Consider the following 17977-nt stretch of genomic DNA (forward strand, 5'->3'; position numbering starts at 1 on the left):
TAGAGTTTTCCGCTTGGGATGGATTGGAACTTGGGAACGGATTTGCATGCACCGTTGGGACAGAACCGCGGGCCCGGCCGCCAGCGGCGCTCCATCCCCTTTGGACGCATTCTCGGCGGCTTCTGCCTGATCGCGATCGCCGGCTTTTCGCTCTATTCTGCGCTTTTGCGCGATCACCTGCAAAAGACCCAGCCGGTCGAGACGGTAAAGAAGGAAGATCCGGCTCCTCCAGCCGAAACCAAGCCGGCTACAGCCGGGCAATCCGGACAGACCGGGCTAACCCAGGTTGATCCGCAATCCGGCGCCAATACCACACGCATCGTTACCGGCGATGGTTCGGTCGTCACCATGTTCAGCCCGAACAACCGTGATGGCAGCGGCCCGGTCCTGATCAACGCCAATCAGGTGGGCCAGGACCCGCGCATGGCGGCAACGCCGAATGACAGCCTGCTGGAAGACTCTCCTTTCGGCAGGCTGCCGATCACCTCGCCGAGCGGCCTGCGACCGATGGATCAATATGCGCGGCCCTGGTCCGGCGCGCGCGGTACCCGGATCGCTATCGTCGTCAGCGGCCTTGGATTGAGCCAGACTGGCACCCAGCGCGCCATCGAGAAGCTGCCGGAAGAAATCACCCTTGCTTTTGCCGTCAGCGGCAACAGCCTACAGCGCTGGATGCAGGAGGCGCGGCGCGGCGGCCATGAGATCCTCATCCAGGTGCCGTTCGAGCCCTTCGACTATCCCAGCAACAATCCCGGCCCGGATACGCTGCTGACCTCGCTTTCGGCTGCAAGGAACATCGATAACCTGCACAAGGCGATGGGCAAGATCACCAATTATACCGGTGTCATGAACTATCTTGGCGGCCGCTTCCTCGCCAATCCCGGTGCCATGGAACCGGTGCTGCGCGATATTGGAAAGCGCGGCCTGCTATTCCTGGATGATGGCTCTTCGGCGCAATCCAAATCCGGAATGCTCGCCAAGACACTGGAAGTGCCGCATGCTTTCGCCGATATTCAGCTCGACGGAGAACTGCAGCGGGACGCAATCCTCAAGAAACTCGACGAGCTAGAGCGCATTGCCCGCCGCAATGGCTCCGCGATCGGCGTGGCCTCAGCCTTCGACGAAAGCGTCGATGCCATCAGCAAATGGAGCGAGGAGGCAGCCATGCGCGGCATTGAAATCGTCGCCGTCTCGGCGCTTGCCGACGACCCGAAACATCCCTGACCCCCTGGCCCGGCTCCCCGGGCTGATCCCTGGAGAGAGAAATGAGCACGCCCCACGCGCCCGCAAGAGCCGAAGACCTGCCCTACCGTCCCTGCGTCGGCATCATGATCCTGAATAGGGAGGGCTTGGTCTGGGCCGGCCGCCGCATTCCAGACGGCAATTCCGAATATGACGGCTCACCGCAGCTTTGGCAGATGCCGCAGGGCGGCATAGATGAGGGCGAAGATCCGCTGAAGGCCGCCTATCGCGAGCTTTATGAGGAAACGGGCATGAAAACCGTGACCCTGCTCGCGGAAGCGAAGGATTGGATCAATTACGACCTGCCGCCACAGCTGATCGGCATCGGCCTCAGGGGAAAATACCGCGGCCAGACGCAGCGCTGGTTCGCCTTCCGCTTCGACGGCGACGAGAGCGAGATCGCCATCAATCCGCCGCCGGGCGGCCATGAACCGGAGTTCAATGCTTGGGAGTGGAAGCCGATGGCCGAGCTTCCCGGCCTGATCGTTGCCTTCAAGCGATCGGTCTACGAGCAGGTGGTTTCGGAGTTCAGCCATCTGGCCGGCCTGAAGGCCGAAGACTGAACGAAAAACCGGCCGCAAAACGGCCGGTTTTCTAGAGCAATTCCAGGAAAAGTGCGTAGCGGTTTTCCGTCCGGAATTGCCGGAAAACAAAAAGATAGAGCGGTTCAGAGTTTCTGTGAAAAGCTGAACCGCTCTGGCACCGATTATTCTGCGGAATCGGCGGAATCAGCGTTGAGCTGGCCGTATTTGGCTTCGCCGATTTTTTCGAGCAGTTCGAGCTGGGTTTCGAGGAAGTCGATATGGCCTTCCTCGTCCGCCAAGAGCTCTTCGAACAGCTTCATCGAAACATAGTCGCCGGCATCGTGACAGATATCGCGGGATTTCTTGTAGGCCGTGCGGGCATCGTATTCGCCGGCGAGATCGGCTTCCAGCACTTCCTTGACATTCTGGCCGATGCGCAGCGGCGCCAGCGTCTGCAGGTTGGGATGACCTTCGAGGAAGATGATGCGGGCGACGAGGCGATCGGCGTGCTGCATTTCCTCGATGGATTCTGCGCGCTCCTTCTTGGCAAGCTTGGTGTAGCCCCAGTCCTCGAGGAGTCTGTAGTGAACCCAATATTGGTTGACTGCGCCAAGTTCTAGGAACAGTGCCTCGTTAAGCCGCTCGATGACTTTTTTGTCGCCTTTCAATGTCCGCTCTCCTGTTGTCTTCATGGAATTTTTTCAGGCGGGACATGAAATCAAATATTTCCGCTTCCGTCGAGTGGCGGCGGGCATGATAATCCTGGGTTGTCTGTATAATAATATCAACGACGTTCGGGAAGCAGCCGCAGCAACGGCCGCGCTTTTCCATGGCGTGATAAACCTTCGCGGGAACGATGAGCTGCCAACAGTCCTGATCAAGGAGTTCGTTGATAACGTCCCGGATTTCCTTGTCGGTGATGTAATTACAACTGCAAACCAGCATTCTTCGCTCAGCCCGTCAAACATGACATCTGCTGTCCTGTTATCTGCTAAAGAAGACGCTCTTTGTCAAGAAAGAAACGATTCGAATCTTATCCCCGGGCTGAGCTCCTACGTTTTCGCCCGGTGCGAAGCCCGCAATTCAGTGGAAATTGCGGCCCCGTGGCATGACTTTTGCGGTTTCGGCACCATGGCTGCGGCCTTCCGCCGCTGCCCCTGCATCGGAAGAAGGCGCCAGAAAGACGGACTTCCGCTTCTCCCTGTGATCCATGGTCGGCCGTAATACTTCATCCGCCCGGTCGCTGACGCCGAAACGCCGCGCCTCGCGCTGAAGAATACCAAGCGCCGCCGTCATATCCTCGATATGATCGACCACCACGTGGATGACGCCGCTCTCGCTCTGCAGCCGGCCACGGATCTTCACCAGCCGCGCCCCCATGACGATGGCGCGGTATTTCTCAAACTTCTTCGGCCAGACGATCGCATTGGCAACGCCGGTCTCATCCTCCAGCGTCATGAAGATCACCCCCTTGGCCGAGCCCGGCCGCTGGCGCACCAGCACCAGGCCGGCGATCGTCACCATCCGCCCATTCGCCACCTTTGGCAGATCCCGGCTTTGCACGATGTCTTGCCGCGCGAAATCGGCGCGTAGGAAGGAAACCGGATGTGCTTTCAGCGATAGCGACAGATAGCGATAATCTTCGATGACCTGCTCGCCGGGCAGCATTTCCGGCAGCGCAACCACCGGCTCGACCTGCAGCTCGGCATGATTGCCGAGATGGAAGAGAGGAAGCGTTTCAGCGGCACTTCCGGCATCGAGCGCCCGCACGGCCCATAGCGCTTCCCGTCGGCTCAAGCCGATGGAGCCGAACGCATCCGCATCCGCCAGGCGCTCGATCTGCGCCTTGGCAAGCCCCGAGCGCAGCCAGAGATCGCGCACCGATCGATAGCCATCGCCACGACGCTCGACGAGCTGCTTCATCTCGCCTTCGGATAGACCCTTGACCTGCCGGAAGCCGAGACGGACGGCACATTGCGTCTTGATAATCCCGCGCATCGACGCATGGCGCGGCTCGACCGCATCCTTATCGAAGCGTCCCCGCTCGAGCAGGCAATCCCAGCTGGAACGATTGATATCCACCGGCCGCACCTCGACGCCATGCTCGCGCGCGTCACGCACCAGCTGCGCCGGGGCATAGAAACCCATCGGCTGGGCATTGAGGATCGCCGCACAGAAGACATCGGGATAATAGGCCTTGAGCCAGGAAGAGGCATAGACGAGCAGGGCGAAGGAGGCCGCATGGCTTTCGGGAAAACCATACTCGCCGAAACCTTCGATCTGGCTGAAACAACGTTCGGCAAAGTCCTGAGGATAGCCTTTCGCGACCATGCCGGAAACCAGATCCGTCTTGAATTCATCGACCCTCCCCGTTCGCTTGAACGTCGCCATGGATCGGCGCAGCCGATCGGCCTTGGCGGGCGAAAATCCGGCTGCGGTGATGGCTATCTGCATCGCTTGTTCCTGAAACAGCGGAACTCCCAAAGTTCGTTCCAGAACAGCCTTCAACTCCGGACGATGATATTCGATCGGCCGCTTGTGAAGATCGTCATCCCGCCGTTTGAGGTAAGGATGCACCATGTCTCCTTGAATGGGTCCGGGACGGACGATCGCTACCTCGATGACCAGATCATAGAACTTGCGGGGCCGAAGACGCGGCAGCATGCTCATCTGCGCCCGGCTTTCGATCTGAAAGACGCCGATCGTATCGGCGCGACAAATCATATCATAGACCGGGAATCGGTCGGGGTATTCACCGCTGCCAAGGTCGGAGAGCTGCTTCTTCACGTCGTAATGCAGCAGCAACAGGTCAAAGGCCTTGGCAAGACAGGTCAGCATACCGAGCGCCAGCACGTCGATCTTCAATATATTGAGATTGTCGAGATCATCCTTATTCCACTCGATCATATAGCGATCGTCCATCGCCGTATGCATGATCGGCACGACCTCATCCAGCCGATCCCGAGTGATGACGAAGCCGCCGACATGCTGGGTCAGATGCCGCGGAAATCCCATCAGCGTCGAGGCATAGGAAAGGACGTTGCGTGTCGTCTTGTCCTTGAGATCGAGGTCGGCAATCTTCGCCTCGCGCTCGGACAGCTCCTCCGTCGACCAGCCCCAGACACCGCTTGCAAGAGCGGACTGCACATCTTCCGACAGGCCGAAGGCTTTCGCCACTTCGCGGCCGGCCGAGCGCGCCCGATAGCTGGTTACCGCCGCCGTCAGCCCGGCATGCTCCTTTTTGTAATGCCTGTAGATGAACTGGATAACCTCTTCACGCTTCTCGTGCTCGAAATCGACATCGATATCGGGTGGTTCCTCGCGTTCTGTCGAGATGAAACGCTCGAAAAGCAAGCTTGTTATTTCAGGATTGACCTCAGTAATCCTGAGGCAATAACAGACGGTCGAATTGGCTGCCGATCCGCGTCCCTGGCATAGGATATTCGCACTGCGGGCAAACTCCATGATGCGGTGCACCGTCAGGAAATATGGCTCATATTTCCGCTCCCGTATGAGCTTGAGCTCGTGCTCGATCTGCATCGAGACCTTTGGCGGGATCCCTTCAGGAAAGCGCCATCTGGCCCCCTCCCAGGTCAGTCTCCTCAGCGTTTCCGCAACGGTCTCTCCAGGAACGCTTTCGTCGGGATAATTATGTTTCAGCTCGTCCAGCGAAAAAGAAAGCCGGCTAAAAAACTTCTGCGTATTGGCGATGGCCTTCGGATAATCCCTGAAGAGGCGCGCCATCTCGGTAGCGTCCTTCATGTAGCGCTCGGCATTCGCCGCCAGCCTGAAGCCGGCTTCCGCGATCGGCACATGCTCACGGATCGAAACGACGATATCGGCAAGCGGCTTGCGCTCGGTCGAATGATAGAGCGGCTGATTGCTGGCGATCAACCGCACGCCATTGCGCTGCGCCACGATGGAAAGCGTGGCGAAGACCATGCGGTCCCGCCCGTCATAGGCCGGCGACAGGACCAAGTGGAACTTCCGGCCGAAACGCATCCATAGCCGCTTCAGACATTGCTCCAGCTTGTTTTGCCCCTCAGGCGTCTCGACGCTGTCGGCATCGGGAACAAGCGCCAGCATCATTTCGTCACCCCATTCCACGAGGTCACTTTCATAGAGGATGCAGACGCCTTTTTCGCCGCGCAGATTACCGGCGCTCAACAGCCGGCAGAGATGCGCCCAGCCCTTGCGGTTTTCCGGATAGGCAAGAATGTCGGGGGTGCCGTCCGAAAATACGAGGCGCGCGCCCGGCTGGAAAGGAACCGGCTCCAAAAGAAGTTCCTCCGGCTCCCCCTTGGCGCGCAGCTCCAGATTTTTCTCAATGCCCTCCTTGTATTTCTCCCGGAGAAGCTTGGTGTGCGCGTGCGCCTTGACGACGCCGGCAACCGAATTGCGGTCGGCAATTCCAAATCCCGACAGTTTCAGGATGGCGGCCTGCGCCACGATTTCCTCTGGATGCGAGGCGCCTTCGAGAAAGGAGAAATTCGTTCTCACCCCGATCTCAAAGAAGGGCACGGGTTCGTGGAAGCTCGGGCGCGCGTTCATGCGAAGACCCCATGCATGTACCAGTCCGGCGTCGTGCCGCCTCGGCCATAGAGCCCCTTGCGGAACAGCCAGAAACGATGGCCCTCATCATCTTCGACCTGGAAGTAATCGCGGTCAGGTTCTTGCCTTTCTTCGAGCCACCATTCCGCCGAAAGCCGCTCCGGCCCTTCGGCCCGGCTGACCCGATGCATGACCCGCCGCCAGCGGAACTGCCGGGGAGGACCATCGGGCACTTCGGCAGCAATGGTTTCGACCAGTTCCGGCATGCGAAACAGCCGCAGCGGCCGCTCGCCGCGGAAGAAGCCATGGCCAGCATCCTCCTGACCTGTGCGCTGCTTCGAGGTAAGGATGGTCATCGCCGGCAGCGGCCGCACAGCTCGTTCGGGGATATGGCTCTGCCTCAGCTCGAACCCTTGCAGGCAGTCCGGCCCCAGCCGGGCGGCTACACGATCCACAAAGGCCGCAAGCGAGCCTTCCTGACGATCTCCTCCGACAAAATCGCCTTGCATGGCATTGAAGGGCGCATGCTGAAGCACATTGAGACGGATGATTTCGAAACCGTAGCCCACATCGAGATCGTCATGAATGGCGCCAAAACGCTCCGCGAATAGGCTGGCGATCCGGCTCGGCTCCCGCAGCGGCTGCGACGCGCCGGCTGCGATGCGGAAGACCGCACCATCCACCCTGAACAACAGGAGTTCGAAGGAGCGGCCGCCGACACCGCGGGCTTCCAGCCCCGGCTTCAGGCTTTCGGCAAGCTGGCGGGCAAGCTGGAGAATATCCTCTTCCGCCTGCACCGGCTCGGCCAGCCGTCGCTCGGCCGACAATTGCGCGACCGGGCGGCGCGGCGAAATCGGCTCCTCGACGAGGCCGATGGCCTGATCGAGCCGCAGCAGCAGCTGTGCGCCGAACCGGCGGGCAAGCGGCGCGCGTGGTGCGGCCAGAAGATCGCCCACCTGCTTCAGGCCCATCTTCTGCAAGGCTGCAATAGTCTCCTCGCCAAGCCGAAGACATGCGACCGGCAGCGATGCCAATGCCTCTTCCATGGCCTCCGGAGGAACGATGCGGCTCTCGTCAAAGCGGGCAACGGCCCAGGAGAGGCCTGGCGCCGAGGAAATGGCGCCGCGCACATCGAAGCCCAGCCGGGAAATCCGGATCAGGATATCCTCGAGCAGCGCCTCTTCACCGCCAAAGAGATGGGCGCAGCCGGTAATGTCGAGAAACAGCCCGTCCTTGCCGTCGATCGCCACCAGCGGCGTATAACGGTCGCACCAGTCGGCGATCGCTTCCAGAAGCTTGCGATCCGCCGCCGGATCCTCCTCGGCGACATCGAGATCGGGACAGATCGCCTTCGCCTCGGCCACGCCCTGCCCCCGTTTCAAGCCGATCATTTCAGCCCGTTCGTTGAGCGCGGTCAGCCGCATGGCATTGTTGAGCTTGCCGGCACAGGCGAGCGGCGGCGTTTCAAGCCTGCCTGTCGAACGCCAAGACAGACCCCAGCGCTTGCGCGCGATGCGGTCGGTCGGCAGATGCGGAAAGGTCAGCGCCAGAATGCGCTGCGTGTTCGCCGGGAAAGGCAGGGTGCTGAACATCGGAGACAGGGGCAAAGCGGCGGTCATGGGCATTCCACTCCAAGGTTATGGAAAGAGGCGCCGGGTTTCGGCTCTTTTCCAAGGTCAGACGAAAGGCCGGATGACCGATGCTGCCGCCAAGCACCGATCCGTCCGGCAGGGGCCGCGCCTGCGCCGGCGCGGGTTCGACGGAAAAGCGGAAGAGGGCGCTGCTTGCTTCCTCCTCGCCTCCCTGTCGCAACAGAAACAAGGGCCGCCCCGCCGCCTTGGCCCTCAACGCCAGCCGCCGGCTTTCGGTCAGGCCGAAACGGGCGGGATTGCCGCGTACTTCCAAAATGACGACGGCAAAGGCAGCACTGCCAAGCGCCGCCTCCGCGACCCAGAGCGCATCCTCCAGCTTGCGGGGCGACGCCTGCAGAAAAGCCTGAGGCTCCAGCCCGAAATCGCTGATGCCGATGGCATAGGGCAGGCCAACCTCCATCGTCGCGACCGTATCGCCGATCCACAGAACCGGAGACTTGGCCGCGACCGTGTCCAAAGCTTGCGCATGCAGCCGCGCGGCAAGCGCCAGGGCAAAACCGCTCGCCACACCGGCATCGCGGAGGCCGAGCGAACGGATTTCCGTCAGCGCATCGAGCGGCAAACCCCCTTGCAGCGCCGCATCGAGCTCGTCGACACCGATCGGAAGGAACGATTGTTCACGCGTAGGCTGGATAGGCAGGGATTTCGCAATACCCGCCATCTGCCTCGCCGGCTTGTCTGCCAGCGTTTCATGCGCCGCAGCCGCCAGTGCCGGAATCGGCCTGCCTTCCAGTCGGGCAATGGTTTCACGCAGGGCGAAAAGCGTTTCCCGCGCCACGGCAGCCTCGGCCATGACGTTCACTCCAGATCGATAATGTTCCTGTTATGTTCTTATGGATTCCAGAGCTCGGAGAAAGAGTCAACACCATTTCATGAGAAAATATTCCTCTGCCGCAATCTACACTCGTAAAAGCGGCGTAAAGTCTCTATATGACCAGCCAAGGAAGGAATATTCATGGCTCGCGTCGACCAGAGCGAAGATTGGCGGGATCGCCACTCGCCCTCCATCAGTACATTCGAATCCCTGGCAATGGAGGCTTACAGTCACCTGCCAGACGAATTCCGTTCGCTCACCGGTGATCTCGTCATCCTCATCGAAGATTTCCCGGATGACGAGGTATTCGAGGACATGGCGCTGGAAACGCCCTTCGACCTGCTCGGCCTCTTCGAAGGCCGCGGCATCTCGGAGCGCTTCACCGCCCAGACGGGAGACATGCCCAACAAGATCCGCCTCTATCGCCGGCCGATCATCGATTACTGGGCTGAGAACGAAGAAACCCTCGGCGACATCATCACCCATGTCCTGATCCACGAAATCGGCCACCATTTCGGCCTGAGCGACGAGGATATGGAGCGCATCGAGGCAAGTGCCGAGGAAGCGACGGATCGCTGATATCGGTCCCGGCCGCAAGACGGTCGGGAAGAATGAGAATTTCAGCCGGCGCTTACTGCTCGGAAAGCTTCATATCCGGATCGTAATCCTTGCCGGCTACGTCCTTGACGACGGCCTGGCCGCATTCCATCCGACCGCTCGCAGAATTGAAACCATAGGTCGGTGAACCGTACAACTCCCAGCCCTTGTTCAACGCCGCGCTCACCTTGTGACAGAAGGATGCGTCATCGGGGCCGGTGAGAAAGCGGTAGAGTTTCATCAAGGCATCTTTCTTGTATTTGGCAATCAGACATCGCTACGGGGCGCTGCGGCAACGCCCGAAGAGCGCTGCGCGATTAGGTGAGCTTTATGGACGAGTCTTTCCGCTTGGACAAGATGCAGCCGCTCCACCATCCGTCCGTTGAGGGTCACGACATTGAGAGTGGCGGCATCCGGTGCGGCGAAGGCGGCGATGATGGATTCCGCCTCGGCAACAGCGGCCTTGTCAGGGCCAAAATGCCGGTTGGCGGCTTCGATCTGGCTCGGATGGATCAGCATCTTGCCGGCAAAGCCCATGGCAACCCCCTGGCCGCATTCTGCCGCGAATTCTTCGGTATCCTTGAAATTGTTGAAGACGCTGTCGATGGCCTCGAGGCCGTAAGCGCTGACGGCCAATATCACCTGCATCAGCCAGGGCACGAGATAGGGACGGCCGGGCTGCGGCAGGACGCCCGTTTCCTTCCTGAGATCGTTGAGGCCGACGACGAAACAATCGAGCCGGCTGCCGGCCGTGCGGCCAGCCTCGGCGATCGCGGCCGCATTCAGGATGCCGCGCGGCGTCTCGATCATCGCCCAGATGCGCAAGTCTTCCGGCGCATCGGCTTCCGCAAGCCGGTCACTGACACCAGTCACATCCTGCGGCTCATCCACCTTCGGCAGCAGCACCGCATCCGGCTCCAGCTCCACGACCAGCGCCATGTCCTCGGCACCGAAGTTCGAGGAAAGCGCATTGATGCGGATGATCCGCTCCTTGCCGGGAAGCGGGGAGGCGACAAAGAAGGCCCGCAGATTCTCCCGCGCCTCGGCCTTTTTCTCCGGCGAAACGGAATCCTCGAGATCGAAAATGACGGCGTCGCAATCGAGACTCGAAAGCTTGTCCAGCGCGCGTCGATTGATGGCGGGAACGCTCAAGACCGAGCGGCGCAGACGGGCGGGACGGGAAGGGGGGTTTTGGCTCGCAGATTGGATCATTGTGCCGTTTTGCCGCGCTTTTAATCGGCAGGCAAGTCAACAAAAAGCCATGCTCCTCTTGCAGATGACAGAGATGAAGACCACATTGCTTGGTGTAGAGAGGTCTCGACCATGCAGAATATCCGTTCCCTGTTCATCGCGCTTGCCGGTATCACCGTGTTTGCAGCCATGGCGCTGCTGACCGTTTCGGTCACGCTTGCTGTCGGTGCTATACTGACCGTGCTGATGGCGGCCCGGGCGATTTCGCTGCGCATGAAGCCGGCACCGGTGCGCGCCAAGGCGAAGACGAACGGCCAGCGCGAGATGCGCATCTGGAACGACGGTCGCGGCACGATCATCGATCTCTGAGATTGAAACAGGGCAGGGCGACCTATTGCCGGATCCCTTGATCATGTGTCCAATTCAGGCCACGTGCTGAAGGGCAAAGCGTGCAAACGGCCGCGTTTGAGAGCATTTCCAAGATTCTCCTTCATTTCGGGCCGGATTTGCTCTATTGGCAGGATAATTCGTGCTTAGACGAAAATGAAGGCAGGACCCCATGGACAAGTTCGTGAAGTTGACCGGTGTCGCAGCACCCCTCCCGGTCGTCAATGTCGATACCGACATGATCATCCCGAAGGATTATCTGAAGACCATCAAGCGCACGGGTCTTGGCAAGGGCCTTTTCGCTGAAGCTCGCTACAATGAAGACGGTTCTCCGAACCCGGATTTCGTGCTGAACAAGCCGGCCTATCAGAACGCCAAGATCCTCGTTGCCGGCGACAATTTCGGCTGCGGCTCCTCGCGCGAGCATGCGCCCTGGGCACTGCTCGATTTCGGCATCCGCTGCGTCATCTCGACGAGCTTCGCCGACATCTTCTACAACAACTGCTTCAAGAACGGCATCCTGCCGATCAAGGTTAGCCAGGAAGACCTCGATAAGCTGATGGACGACGCATCGCGCGGCTCCAACGCCATTCTGACGGTCGATCTGGAAAACCTCGAAATCACCGGCCCGGACGGCGGCTCACTGAAGTTCGAACTTGACGAGTTCAAGCGTCACTGCCTGCTGAACGGCCTAGACGATATCGGCCTGACGCTGGAAAAATCCTCCGCGATCGACAATTTCGAAAAGTCGAACGCCGCATCGCGCCCCTGGGCCGCCTGATCGATTTCATCACTATTTCGCGTTTCGAAGCCGGGCCTTGTGCCCGGCTTTTTTCATGCCGAAAAGGGACCCGTCTCCGCCATGGCTGTGTTCACTCTCTGCCAGCTAGGGCAACGGGGAAGGGCTTCGTAGAAGATCGTCGTCATCGACTGTCACCGAAGGTCGGCAGGAAGTCCAGGCCATCGTCAGGCGAGGCCGGGGCGGCTTGGGCTGTCCTAAGATCACCGATCTCGATGCCGACAGTGCGCGCGACGATGAGAGACTTTTCAAGCTGGCAGCTTGGCTTGCCGGATTCGAGCTCAACGATAAAGCGCTCGCCCGTGCCGGACCGGGCGGCAAGCTCGGTCTGGGTCCAACCGAGGAGCTTGCGTTTCTCCCGGACAGCGGCGCCGAAATCGCGTGCAGACCTGAACATAGAGCATCTCCTAACGCGGCTTACCGTACAGGAAGATTTGTCTCAGATCACACTTTTCTTCCCGATCGGGAAGCAAGGGCGAGGCAGATCGCAAGATCATCCCGATCGGGAAGTTTCGCGCTCCGCACGATGTCGAAAAATGAGGTCCTTGAGATCCGGGTATCGCGTGTAGTACACCTGACGGTATCGTAATTTCCCAAAAGGGAGCAGTGGCTTACGAGAAACCTTAGTTTCTTAGGTATCGCGGGCCTAATTGGCGGATAGTTCCCTCTCCCCGTGTGCGAGGAGAGGGAACTATCCGCAGTTGCGGCATCCCAAGAGCGCAAAACGCAAATCCCGGAAACGGGACATCATCTTTTCCACCCGCTGTAATATGATCGACAAGAAGCAGGTCCATACAGGCCGCCGAGACCCTTGCGGCCTCTCTCCCGCCCTTAAATTTCCTCCACGCAATGGAGCCTCCATGACCTCCCTTCCCATTGTCGGCGCAGCCATGACGCTCGACGACGTCGAAATCCATCGTAACTGGTTGCTCGAAAAGCCGCGTGACCTGGAGCTGCAGAGCTTCGTTGAAGCCGAAATCCTCAACGGCGACTGGGCTCCGCTGGCCGAACGCGCCCGCAAGCTGCTTGACGGCCATCAGGGCCGCCTCGGCATCCACGGCCCGTTCTGGGGCTTTGTCATCGCCTCGCAGGACCCGGACGTCCGCGGCGTCGTCACAAAGCGCCTGCTGCAGGCACTCGACGTCTGTGCCAATATCGGCGCCACCCAAATGGTCATCCATAGCCCCTATACGTCGTGGTCCTACAACAACCTCGACAACAACAAGGGCGAGCGCGAGAAGATCATCGAATATACGCATCTGACGCTGAAAGAGGCCGTCAAGCGCGCCGAAGACATCGGGCTCACCATGGTCATCGAGAACATCGAGGACAAGGATCCCCATATCCGCGTCGGCCTCGCCGACAGCTTCAATTCGCCCGCCGTCGCCGTTTCCATCGACACCGGTCATGCCCATTACGCCCACGGCTATACCGGCGCTCCGCCGGTCGACTACTACGTCCACGCCGCCGGCAATCGCCTGCAACATGTCCACCTGCAGGATGCGGATGGCTATGCCGATCGCCACTGGAGCCTCGGCGAAGGCAACATCCACTGGCGCGCCGTCTTTGCCGCTATTGCCAAGCTTAACAGCAATCCGCGCCTGATCATCGAAATCAAGGACAAGTCGAAGATCCCGGCATCGGCCGCCTACCTCGCCTCGCTCGGGCTGGCTGAGTAAGGATAAGCAACGCAAGCCACCCGCCCTCGTGGTCCAAGGGCGGGTGACTGGTCTCAAAAGCCCGAAAACCGTACCGTTTCGACCCCTTCCTCGCTTGAAAAGCCGCATTTGCAGGTCTAAAAACCCCGCAACTTTTTCTTTCGCGGAGGCTTTCCCATGACAGTTCGCAATCTTTTCCTCCTGCCGGGCGACGGCATCGGCCCCGAGGCCATGGGCGAAGTTCGCAAGATCATTGCCTATATGAACGAGGCGAAGAATGCCGGCTTCGTTACGGATGAAGGTCTTGTCGGCGGCAGCGCCTATGATGCGCATGGCGCTGCCATCTCCGAAGAGGACATGCAGAAAGCGCTTGCCGCCGACGCCGTGCTCTTCGGCGCCGTCGGCGGCCCGAAGTGGGATAGCGTTCCCTACGAAGTGCGTCCGGAAGCCGGCCTGCTGCGCCTGCGCAAGGATCTGCAGCTCTTCGCCAACCTGCGCCCGGCCATCTGCTACCCGGCGCTGGCGTCGGCCTCGTCGCTGAAGCCGGAACTGGTCGAGGGTCTCGACATCCTGATCGTGCGCGAGCTCACGGGCGGCGTCTATTTCGGCGAGCCGAAGGAGATCATCGACCTCGGCAACGGTCAGAAGCGCGGCATCGACACCCAGGTCTACGACACCTATGAGATCGAGCGTATTGCCGGCGTTGCCTTCGAACTGGCGCGTACCCGCAACAACCGCGTCTGCTCGATGGAAAAGCGCAACGTCATGAAGTCGGGCGTGCTCTGGAACCAGGTCGTCACCGCGACGCATAAGGAAAAATATGCCGACGTGCAGCTCGAGCACATGCTCGCGGACGCCGGCGGCATGCAGCTCGTCCGGCAGCCGAAGCAGTTCGACGTCATTGTGACGGACAACCTGTTCGGCGACATGCTCTCCGACGTCGCCGCCATGCTGACCGGCTCGCTCGGCATGCTGCCGTCGGCTTCGCTCGGCGCCCCCGATGCCAAGACCGGCAAGCGCAAGGCGCTCTATGAACCCGTGCACGGTTCCGCCCCCGATATCGCCGGCAAGGGCATCGCCAACCCGATCGCCATGATCGCTTCCTTCGCCATGTGCCTGCGTTACTCCTTCGGCCTGGTCGCCGAAGCCGACGCGCTGGAAAAGGCGATCGCCAACGTCCTCGACAGCGGCATCCGCACCGGCGACATCATGTCACCTGGCAGCCGCCAGGTCGGCACGACAGAAATGGGTGACGCCATCCTCGCCGAATTCAAGGCCCTTTCGGCGTAAGCCAGGTAGATCGCGTGGTATATTTCACGTGAAACACGAGCCCCGTTCCGCGAGGAACGGGGTTTTTTCTTGTGAACGGGATAGACGCGTCTCAGCTCGAGATCGCCGCGACGACAACGTATCGATTTTCTAAAAAACTGTAACAACAACCTGCTATCTGTCGGACCGATTGGAAATCGACATAGGCACTGATTATGCAGGCGATCTTGACGTCTCTCGACCGGCGTTGGCGGCGAAGCGATGCCGCATTTGCACCATCACACTGGAAAATCTGTCTTTTTCTGACCGCCAATATCGTCCTTCTCTCGGCTCTCCTGTTCGATTGGCCTGTCGGCGCCACCCTTAAAAGCCTATCGCCCTTACTTCGCTTCGTCGGCGGAATGCTGACGGATTTCGGCGATTCGGGATGGATCCTTCTGATCAGTGCCTTCCTGTTTTTCGAAGGCTGGGCTGGCAGCAGGGTGCTGTATTCGCAGCGCTGTCGCTGCCAGGCACTGCGTATCTGCCAGATCGGCGGCTATCTCCTGACGACCGTCGCGCTTTCCGGTATCCTCGCCAATTTGCTGAAGCGCGCCATTGGACGCGCCCGCCCCTCGCATTTTGCCGATTGGGGACCCTTCGGCTTTTCGCCCTTCAATGGCCGTGCCAGCTTCGAAAGCTTCCCCTCCGGCCACGCTACCACCATCGGCGCTCTATTTGTGGCGCTTGCCTTCCTGTTTCCGCGCTATCGCTACATCTTTGCTGCCTGCGCCTTATGGCTTGCGATCACCCGCGTTATGGTTGGCGCCCATTATCCGAGTGACGTGGTGGCCGGTCTGGCGCTCGGCGGCTGGTTTTCCTTCATGATAGCCATCATCTATTCGCGCTACGGCCTGCTCTTTCGCATCGACGCCGCCGGTTGGCCAACGCCGCGCTTGCCGCTCTTCAAAAGCGGCAGGCTGCGACAGGCCGATTCCTGAGCCGATCACGGCTGCTGCGCCATGGTTGCCAAGGCCCTCGCACATTCATATATCTGGTAGAGTAGGGTGGCCGAAGGCGGTCAACCCGATTTTGTTTCCGCTTGTGATAAAACCATGGATGCCGGGCCGATACGTTTGAGCGAAAGGCAGATGGGATTGATCTCCCGGGCACTTGCCGAACCGCGACGCGTGCAGATCTTGAAGGAGATCGGCACACGGAGCGAGCCCATGCCCTGCAGCCTCCTGAACGAGTGCCACGCCGTCAGCGCCGCGACGATGTCGCATCATATCAAGGAACTGGAGAATGCCGGCCTCATCGAGATCCAGCGCGAAGGTAAATTCGCCAATCTCGTGTTACGTCGCGACACTCTGAACGCCTATATGGTGGAACTTTCCAAGATCTGACAATTCCTTACACGCCATCAGCATTTCTCCTCGTGGCTCTTGTATCAATTAGATGATTATCTAAATATCAAAGTGACGGTGCGATCGGTTTTCGGGTCGCATGCGCCAAATGATTCGATGATTGTAAAATTGTCTAAGTTTTTCGAAGGAAAATGACATGAGCAAACTGGCAGGCAAGGTCGCGATCGTGACTGGAGCATCCAAGGGCATCGGCGCCGGCATCGCCAAGGCAATGGGCGAAGCGGGCGCGGCCGTTGTCGTCAATTACGCATCAAGCCGCGAAGGCGCCGACAGGGTAGTGGCCGAAATTACCGCCAACGGCGGCAAGGCGCTCGCCGTCCATGGCGACGTTTCCAAATCAGAGGATGTCAAACGGCTCTTTGCAGAAGCGAAGCAGGCCTTCGGCCGCGTCGATATCCTCGTCAATAATGCCGGCGTCTATCAATTCGCCCCGATCGAGGAATTCGCTGAGCAGGAATTCCATCGCCAGTTCAATATCAATGTGTTGGGCACATTGCTGGCCACGCAGGAAGCCGTGAAGCATTTCGGCACTGAGGGCGGCAGCGTGATCAACATCGGCTCCAACGCCGTCAGCATGAACTTGCCGACTGCCTCCGTCTATACGGCAACCAAGGCCGCCGTGGATTCCATTACCAAGATCCTCGCCAAGGAACTCGGTTCACGCAATATCCGCGTCAACAATTTGGCACCGGGCGGCGTCGAGACCGAAGGCGTTGTTGCGGCAGGTATCATCGGCAGCGATTTTGAAAAGCATCTCGTCTCCCAGACACCTCTTGGCCGTCTCGGCCAGCCGACCGATATCGCTCCGGTCGCCGTCTTTCTCGCTTCGCAGGATGCCGCGTGGGTGACCGGCGAAACCATCTATGTCGGTGGTGGTCTGAAGTAGTCACCCATGCCGATGCCGCCCTCCGACAAAAAGGCGGCATCGGCGGCGCGGCATGACTACACGCCGCGCCGATACATTGGCAAACAATTGCCAAACCGCGCCAATTTCCTATTTAATGAATATGTTCGGGTTTTCCGCCTAAGCATCGCAGTCAGCCATGTCGCAAGGCAACATTTTGGCTGTGTGATTTCAAAACAATCCTGTCTTCAATGCGATCCCACGCAGCAGCTGATGTCATCGAACTCCCCCAAGATCCGCCGACGATCGCTGTCGTGAACAACAACGGAGGACGCCTTTATGAATACCGCCAATACCAAATCGAAATTAGGCACTCGCACCAATCTCAGCGAGGACGCGACGCGCGATATTTCCGCAGCCTTGAGCGCTTTGCTGGCAGATGTCTTTGCCCTCTATCTCAAAACCAAGAATTTTCACTGGCACATGAGCGGGCCGCATTTCCGCGACTATCACTTACTTCTCGACGAACAGGGCGAGCAGATTTTCGCGATGACAGACCCGATGGCCGAACGCGCCAGGAAGATCGGCGGAACGACCCTGCGGTCGATCAGTCAAATCGCCAAGCTGCAGCGCATTCCCGACAATGACGCCGAATATGTCGATCCGCAGGACATGCTCGCCGAACTGGCGGACGATAACCTCAAGCTCTCCGCCGAAATGCGCGCCGTTCACGACGTTTGCGATGAATATGGCGATGTCGCCACGGCCAGCCTTCTGGAAAACTGGATCGACGAGACCGAGCGCCGCACTTGGTTCCTGTTTGAAACCACACGCAAGTCCAACCGCTGACACCAAAACGGCGCGCCTTCCAACATGATAAGTTGAAGGCTGGTTTCGACGCCTCCGATTTCCTCGCTTCCGCACCGATGCAAGCGAGGAAATCCTTGACTCCTGTGGAAAACATCTTAGAACCGGCGACGGAAAAGGAAGACTTCCATGGTTCGCTTCGAACAGCTCGATAGCTTCAGTCACCTGGCGCAATG

At 59.5% G+C, this 17977-nt stretch carries 19 protein-coding genes; 11 read left to right on the forward strand and 8 right to left on the reverse strand.

Annotated features, from left to right (window positions below; genetic code table 11):
• Positions 1-30 precede the first annotated feature (30 nt).
• Both I8E17_RS16750 and I8E17_RS16755 read left to right on the forward strand, forming a co-directional pair.
• Positions 31-1224 (forward strand): divergent polysaccharide deacetylase family protein, encoded by a 1194-nt coding sequence (locus I8E17_RS16750; RefSeq protein WP_219511295.1) that lies wholly within the window; start codon positions 31-33, stop codon positions 1222-1224.
• A 41-nt stretch (positions 1225-1265) separates the two neighbouring features.
• Entirely contained in the window at positions 1266-1805 is a 540-nt protein-coding gene (locus I8E17_RS16755; RefSeq protein WP_219511293.1) for an RNA pyrophosphohydrolase, read from the forward strand.
• Between the two features lie 143 nt (positions 1806-1948).
• Here I8E17_RS16755 and bfr read toward each other — a convergent pair whose 3' ends face one another.
• The 5 genes from bfr to I8E17_RS16780 all read right to left on the reverse strand — a co-directional run bounded on the left by bfr (position 1949) and on the right by I8E17_RS16780 (position 8762).
• A complete protein-coding gene (bfr, locus tag I8E17_RS16760) occupies positions 1949-2434 on the reverse strand; it encodes a bacterioferritin (protein ID WP_219511291.1) in 486 nt (161 codons plus the stop codon).
• Positions 2400-2711, reverse strand: a complete 312-nt coding sequence (locus tag I8E17_RS16765) for a (2Fe-2S)-binding protein (RefSeq protein WP_083258114.1) — start codon at positions 2709-2711, stop codon at positions 2400-2402. The genes bfr and I8E17_RS16765 overlap by 35 nt, the downstream gene beginning before the upstream one ends.
• A 138-nt stretch (positions 2712-2849) precedes the next feature.
• Positions 2850-6317, reverse strand: a complete 3468-nt coding sequence (locus I8E17_RS16770; protein WP_219511287.1) for an error-prone DNA polymerase — start codon at positions 6315-6317, stop codon at positions 2850-2852.
• Entirely contained in the window at positions 6314-7741 is a 1428-nt protein-coding gene (locus tag I8E17_RS16775) for a DNA polymerase Y family protein (RefSeq protein WP_229002125.1), read from the reverse strand. Before I8E17_RS16775 ends, I8E17_RS16770 begins: the two co-directional genes overlap by 4 nt.
• A 40-nt stretch (positions 7742-7781) precedes the next feature.
• On the reverse strand, positions 7782-8762 hold the full coding sequence (locus I8E17_RS16780; RefSeq protein WP_229002039.1) for a hypothetical protein: 981 nt from the start codon (positions 8760-8762) through the stop codon (positions 7782-7784).
• A gap of 162 nt (positions 8763-8924) precedes the next feature.
• Between I8E17_RS16780 and I8E17_RS16785 the strand changes: the two genes are divergently transcribed.
• A complete protein-coding gene (locus I8E17_RS16785) occupies positions 8925-9362 on the forward strand; it encodes a metallopeptidase family protein (protein WP_069611396.1) in 438 nt (145 codons plus the stop codon).
• 52 nt (positions 9363-9414) lie between these two features.
• On the opposite strand, the gene I8E17_RS16790 is transcribed toward I8E17_RS16785, so the two are convergent.
• Positions 9415-9621, reverse strand: a complete 207-nt coding sequence (locus I8E17_RS16790; RefSeq protein ID WP_069611395.1) for a DUF1737 domain-containing protein — start codon at positions 9619-9621, stop codon at positions 9415-9417.
• Positions 9622-9647: 26 nt separating this feature from the next.
• Positions 9648-10592: a CoA ester lyase gene (locus tag I8E17_RS16795; RefSeq protein WP_219511285.1), complete on the reverse strand. Its 945-nt coding sequence runs from the start codon at positions 10590-10592 to the stop codon at positions 9648-9650.
• Positions 10593-10703: 111 nt separating this feature from the next.
• On the opposite strand from I8E17_RS16795, the gene I8E17_RS16800 reads away from it, so the two are divergent.
• Positions 10704-10940: a hypothetical protein gene (locus I8E17_RS16800; protein WP_069613878.1), complete on the forward strand. Its 237-nt coding sequence runs from the start codon at positions 10704-10706 to the stop codon at positions 10938-10940.
• A 190-nt stretch (positions 10941-11130) separates the two neighbouring features.
• Positions 11131-11739 carry a 3-isopropylmalate dehydratase small subunit gene (gene leuD / locus I8E17_RS16805; protein ID WP_112722969.1) on the forward strand — a complete coding sequence of 203 codons (609 nt, stop codon included), beginning with the start codon at positions 11131-11133 and terminating at the stop codon, positions 11737-11739.
• A 142-nt stretch (positions 11740-11881) separates the two neighbouring features.
• Here the strand turns inward: leuD and I8E17_RS16810 are convergent, their stop codons facing one another.
• Positions 11882-12154 (reverse strand): helix-turn-helix domain-containing protein, encoded by a 273-nt coding sequence (locus I8E17_RS16810; protein ID WP_069613880.1) that lies wholly within the window; start codon positions 12152-12154, stop codon positions 11882-11884.
• 463 nt (positions 12155-12617) lie between these two features.
• Between I8E17_RS16810 and I8E17_RS16815 the strand changes: the two genes are divergently transcribed.
• The 6 genes from I8E17_RS16815 (at position 12618) to I8E17_RS16840 (ending at position 17783) form a co-directional block, all read left to right on the forward strand.
• A complete protein-coding gene (locus tag I8E17_RS16815; protein ID WP_069613881.1) occupies positions 12618-13436 on the forward strand; it encodes a sugar phosphate isomerase/epimerase family protein in 819 nt (272 codons plus the stop codon).
• Positions 13437-13592: 156 nt separating this feature from the next.
• Positions 13593-14705 (forward strand): 3-isopropylmalate dehydrogenase, encoded by a 1113-nt coding sequence (leuB, locus tag I8E17_RS16820; protein WP_112722971.1) that lies wholly within the window; start codon positions 13593-13595, stop codon positions 14703-14705.
• 194 nt (positions 14706-14899) lie between these two features.
• On the forward strand, positions 14900-15664 hold the full coding sequence (gene lpxE / locus I8E17_RS16825; RefSeq protein ID WP_113366478.1) for a lipid A 1-phosphatase LpxE: 765 nt from the start codon (positions 14900-14902) through the stop codon (positions 15662-15664).
• 150 nt (positions 15665-15814) lie between these two features.
• A complete protein-coding gene (locus tag I8E17_RS16830) occupies positions 15815-16069 on the forward strand; it encodes a helix-turn-helix domain-containing protein (RefSeq protein ID WP_113366511.1) in 255 nt (84 codons plus the stop codon).
• 157 nt (positions 16070-16226) lie between these two features.
• On the forward strand, positions 16227-16976 hold the full coding sequence (locus I8E17_RS16835; protein WP_069613885.1) for a glucose 1-dehydrogenase: 750 nt from the start codon (positions 16227-16229) through the stop codon (positions 16974-16976).
• A gap of 297 nt (positions 16977-17273) precedes the next feature.
• Positions 17274-17783 (forward strand): DNA starvation/stationary phase protection protein, encoded by a 510-nt coding sequence (locus tag I8E17_RS16840; protein WP_113366477.1) that lies wholly within the window; start codon positions 17274-17276, stop codon positions 17781-17783.
• Positions 17784-17977: the final 194 nt, after the last annotated feature.

The organism is Rhizobium sp. AB2/73, assembly GCF_020871915.1.
GTDB lineage: Bacteria > Pseudomonadota > Alphaproteobacteria > Rhizobiales > Rhizobiaceae > Rhizobium > Rhizobium dioscoreae.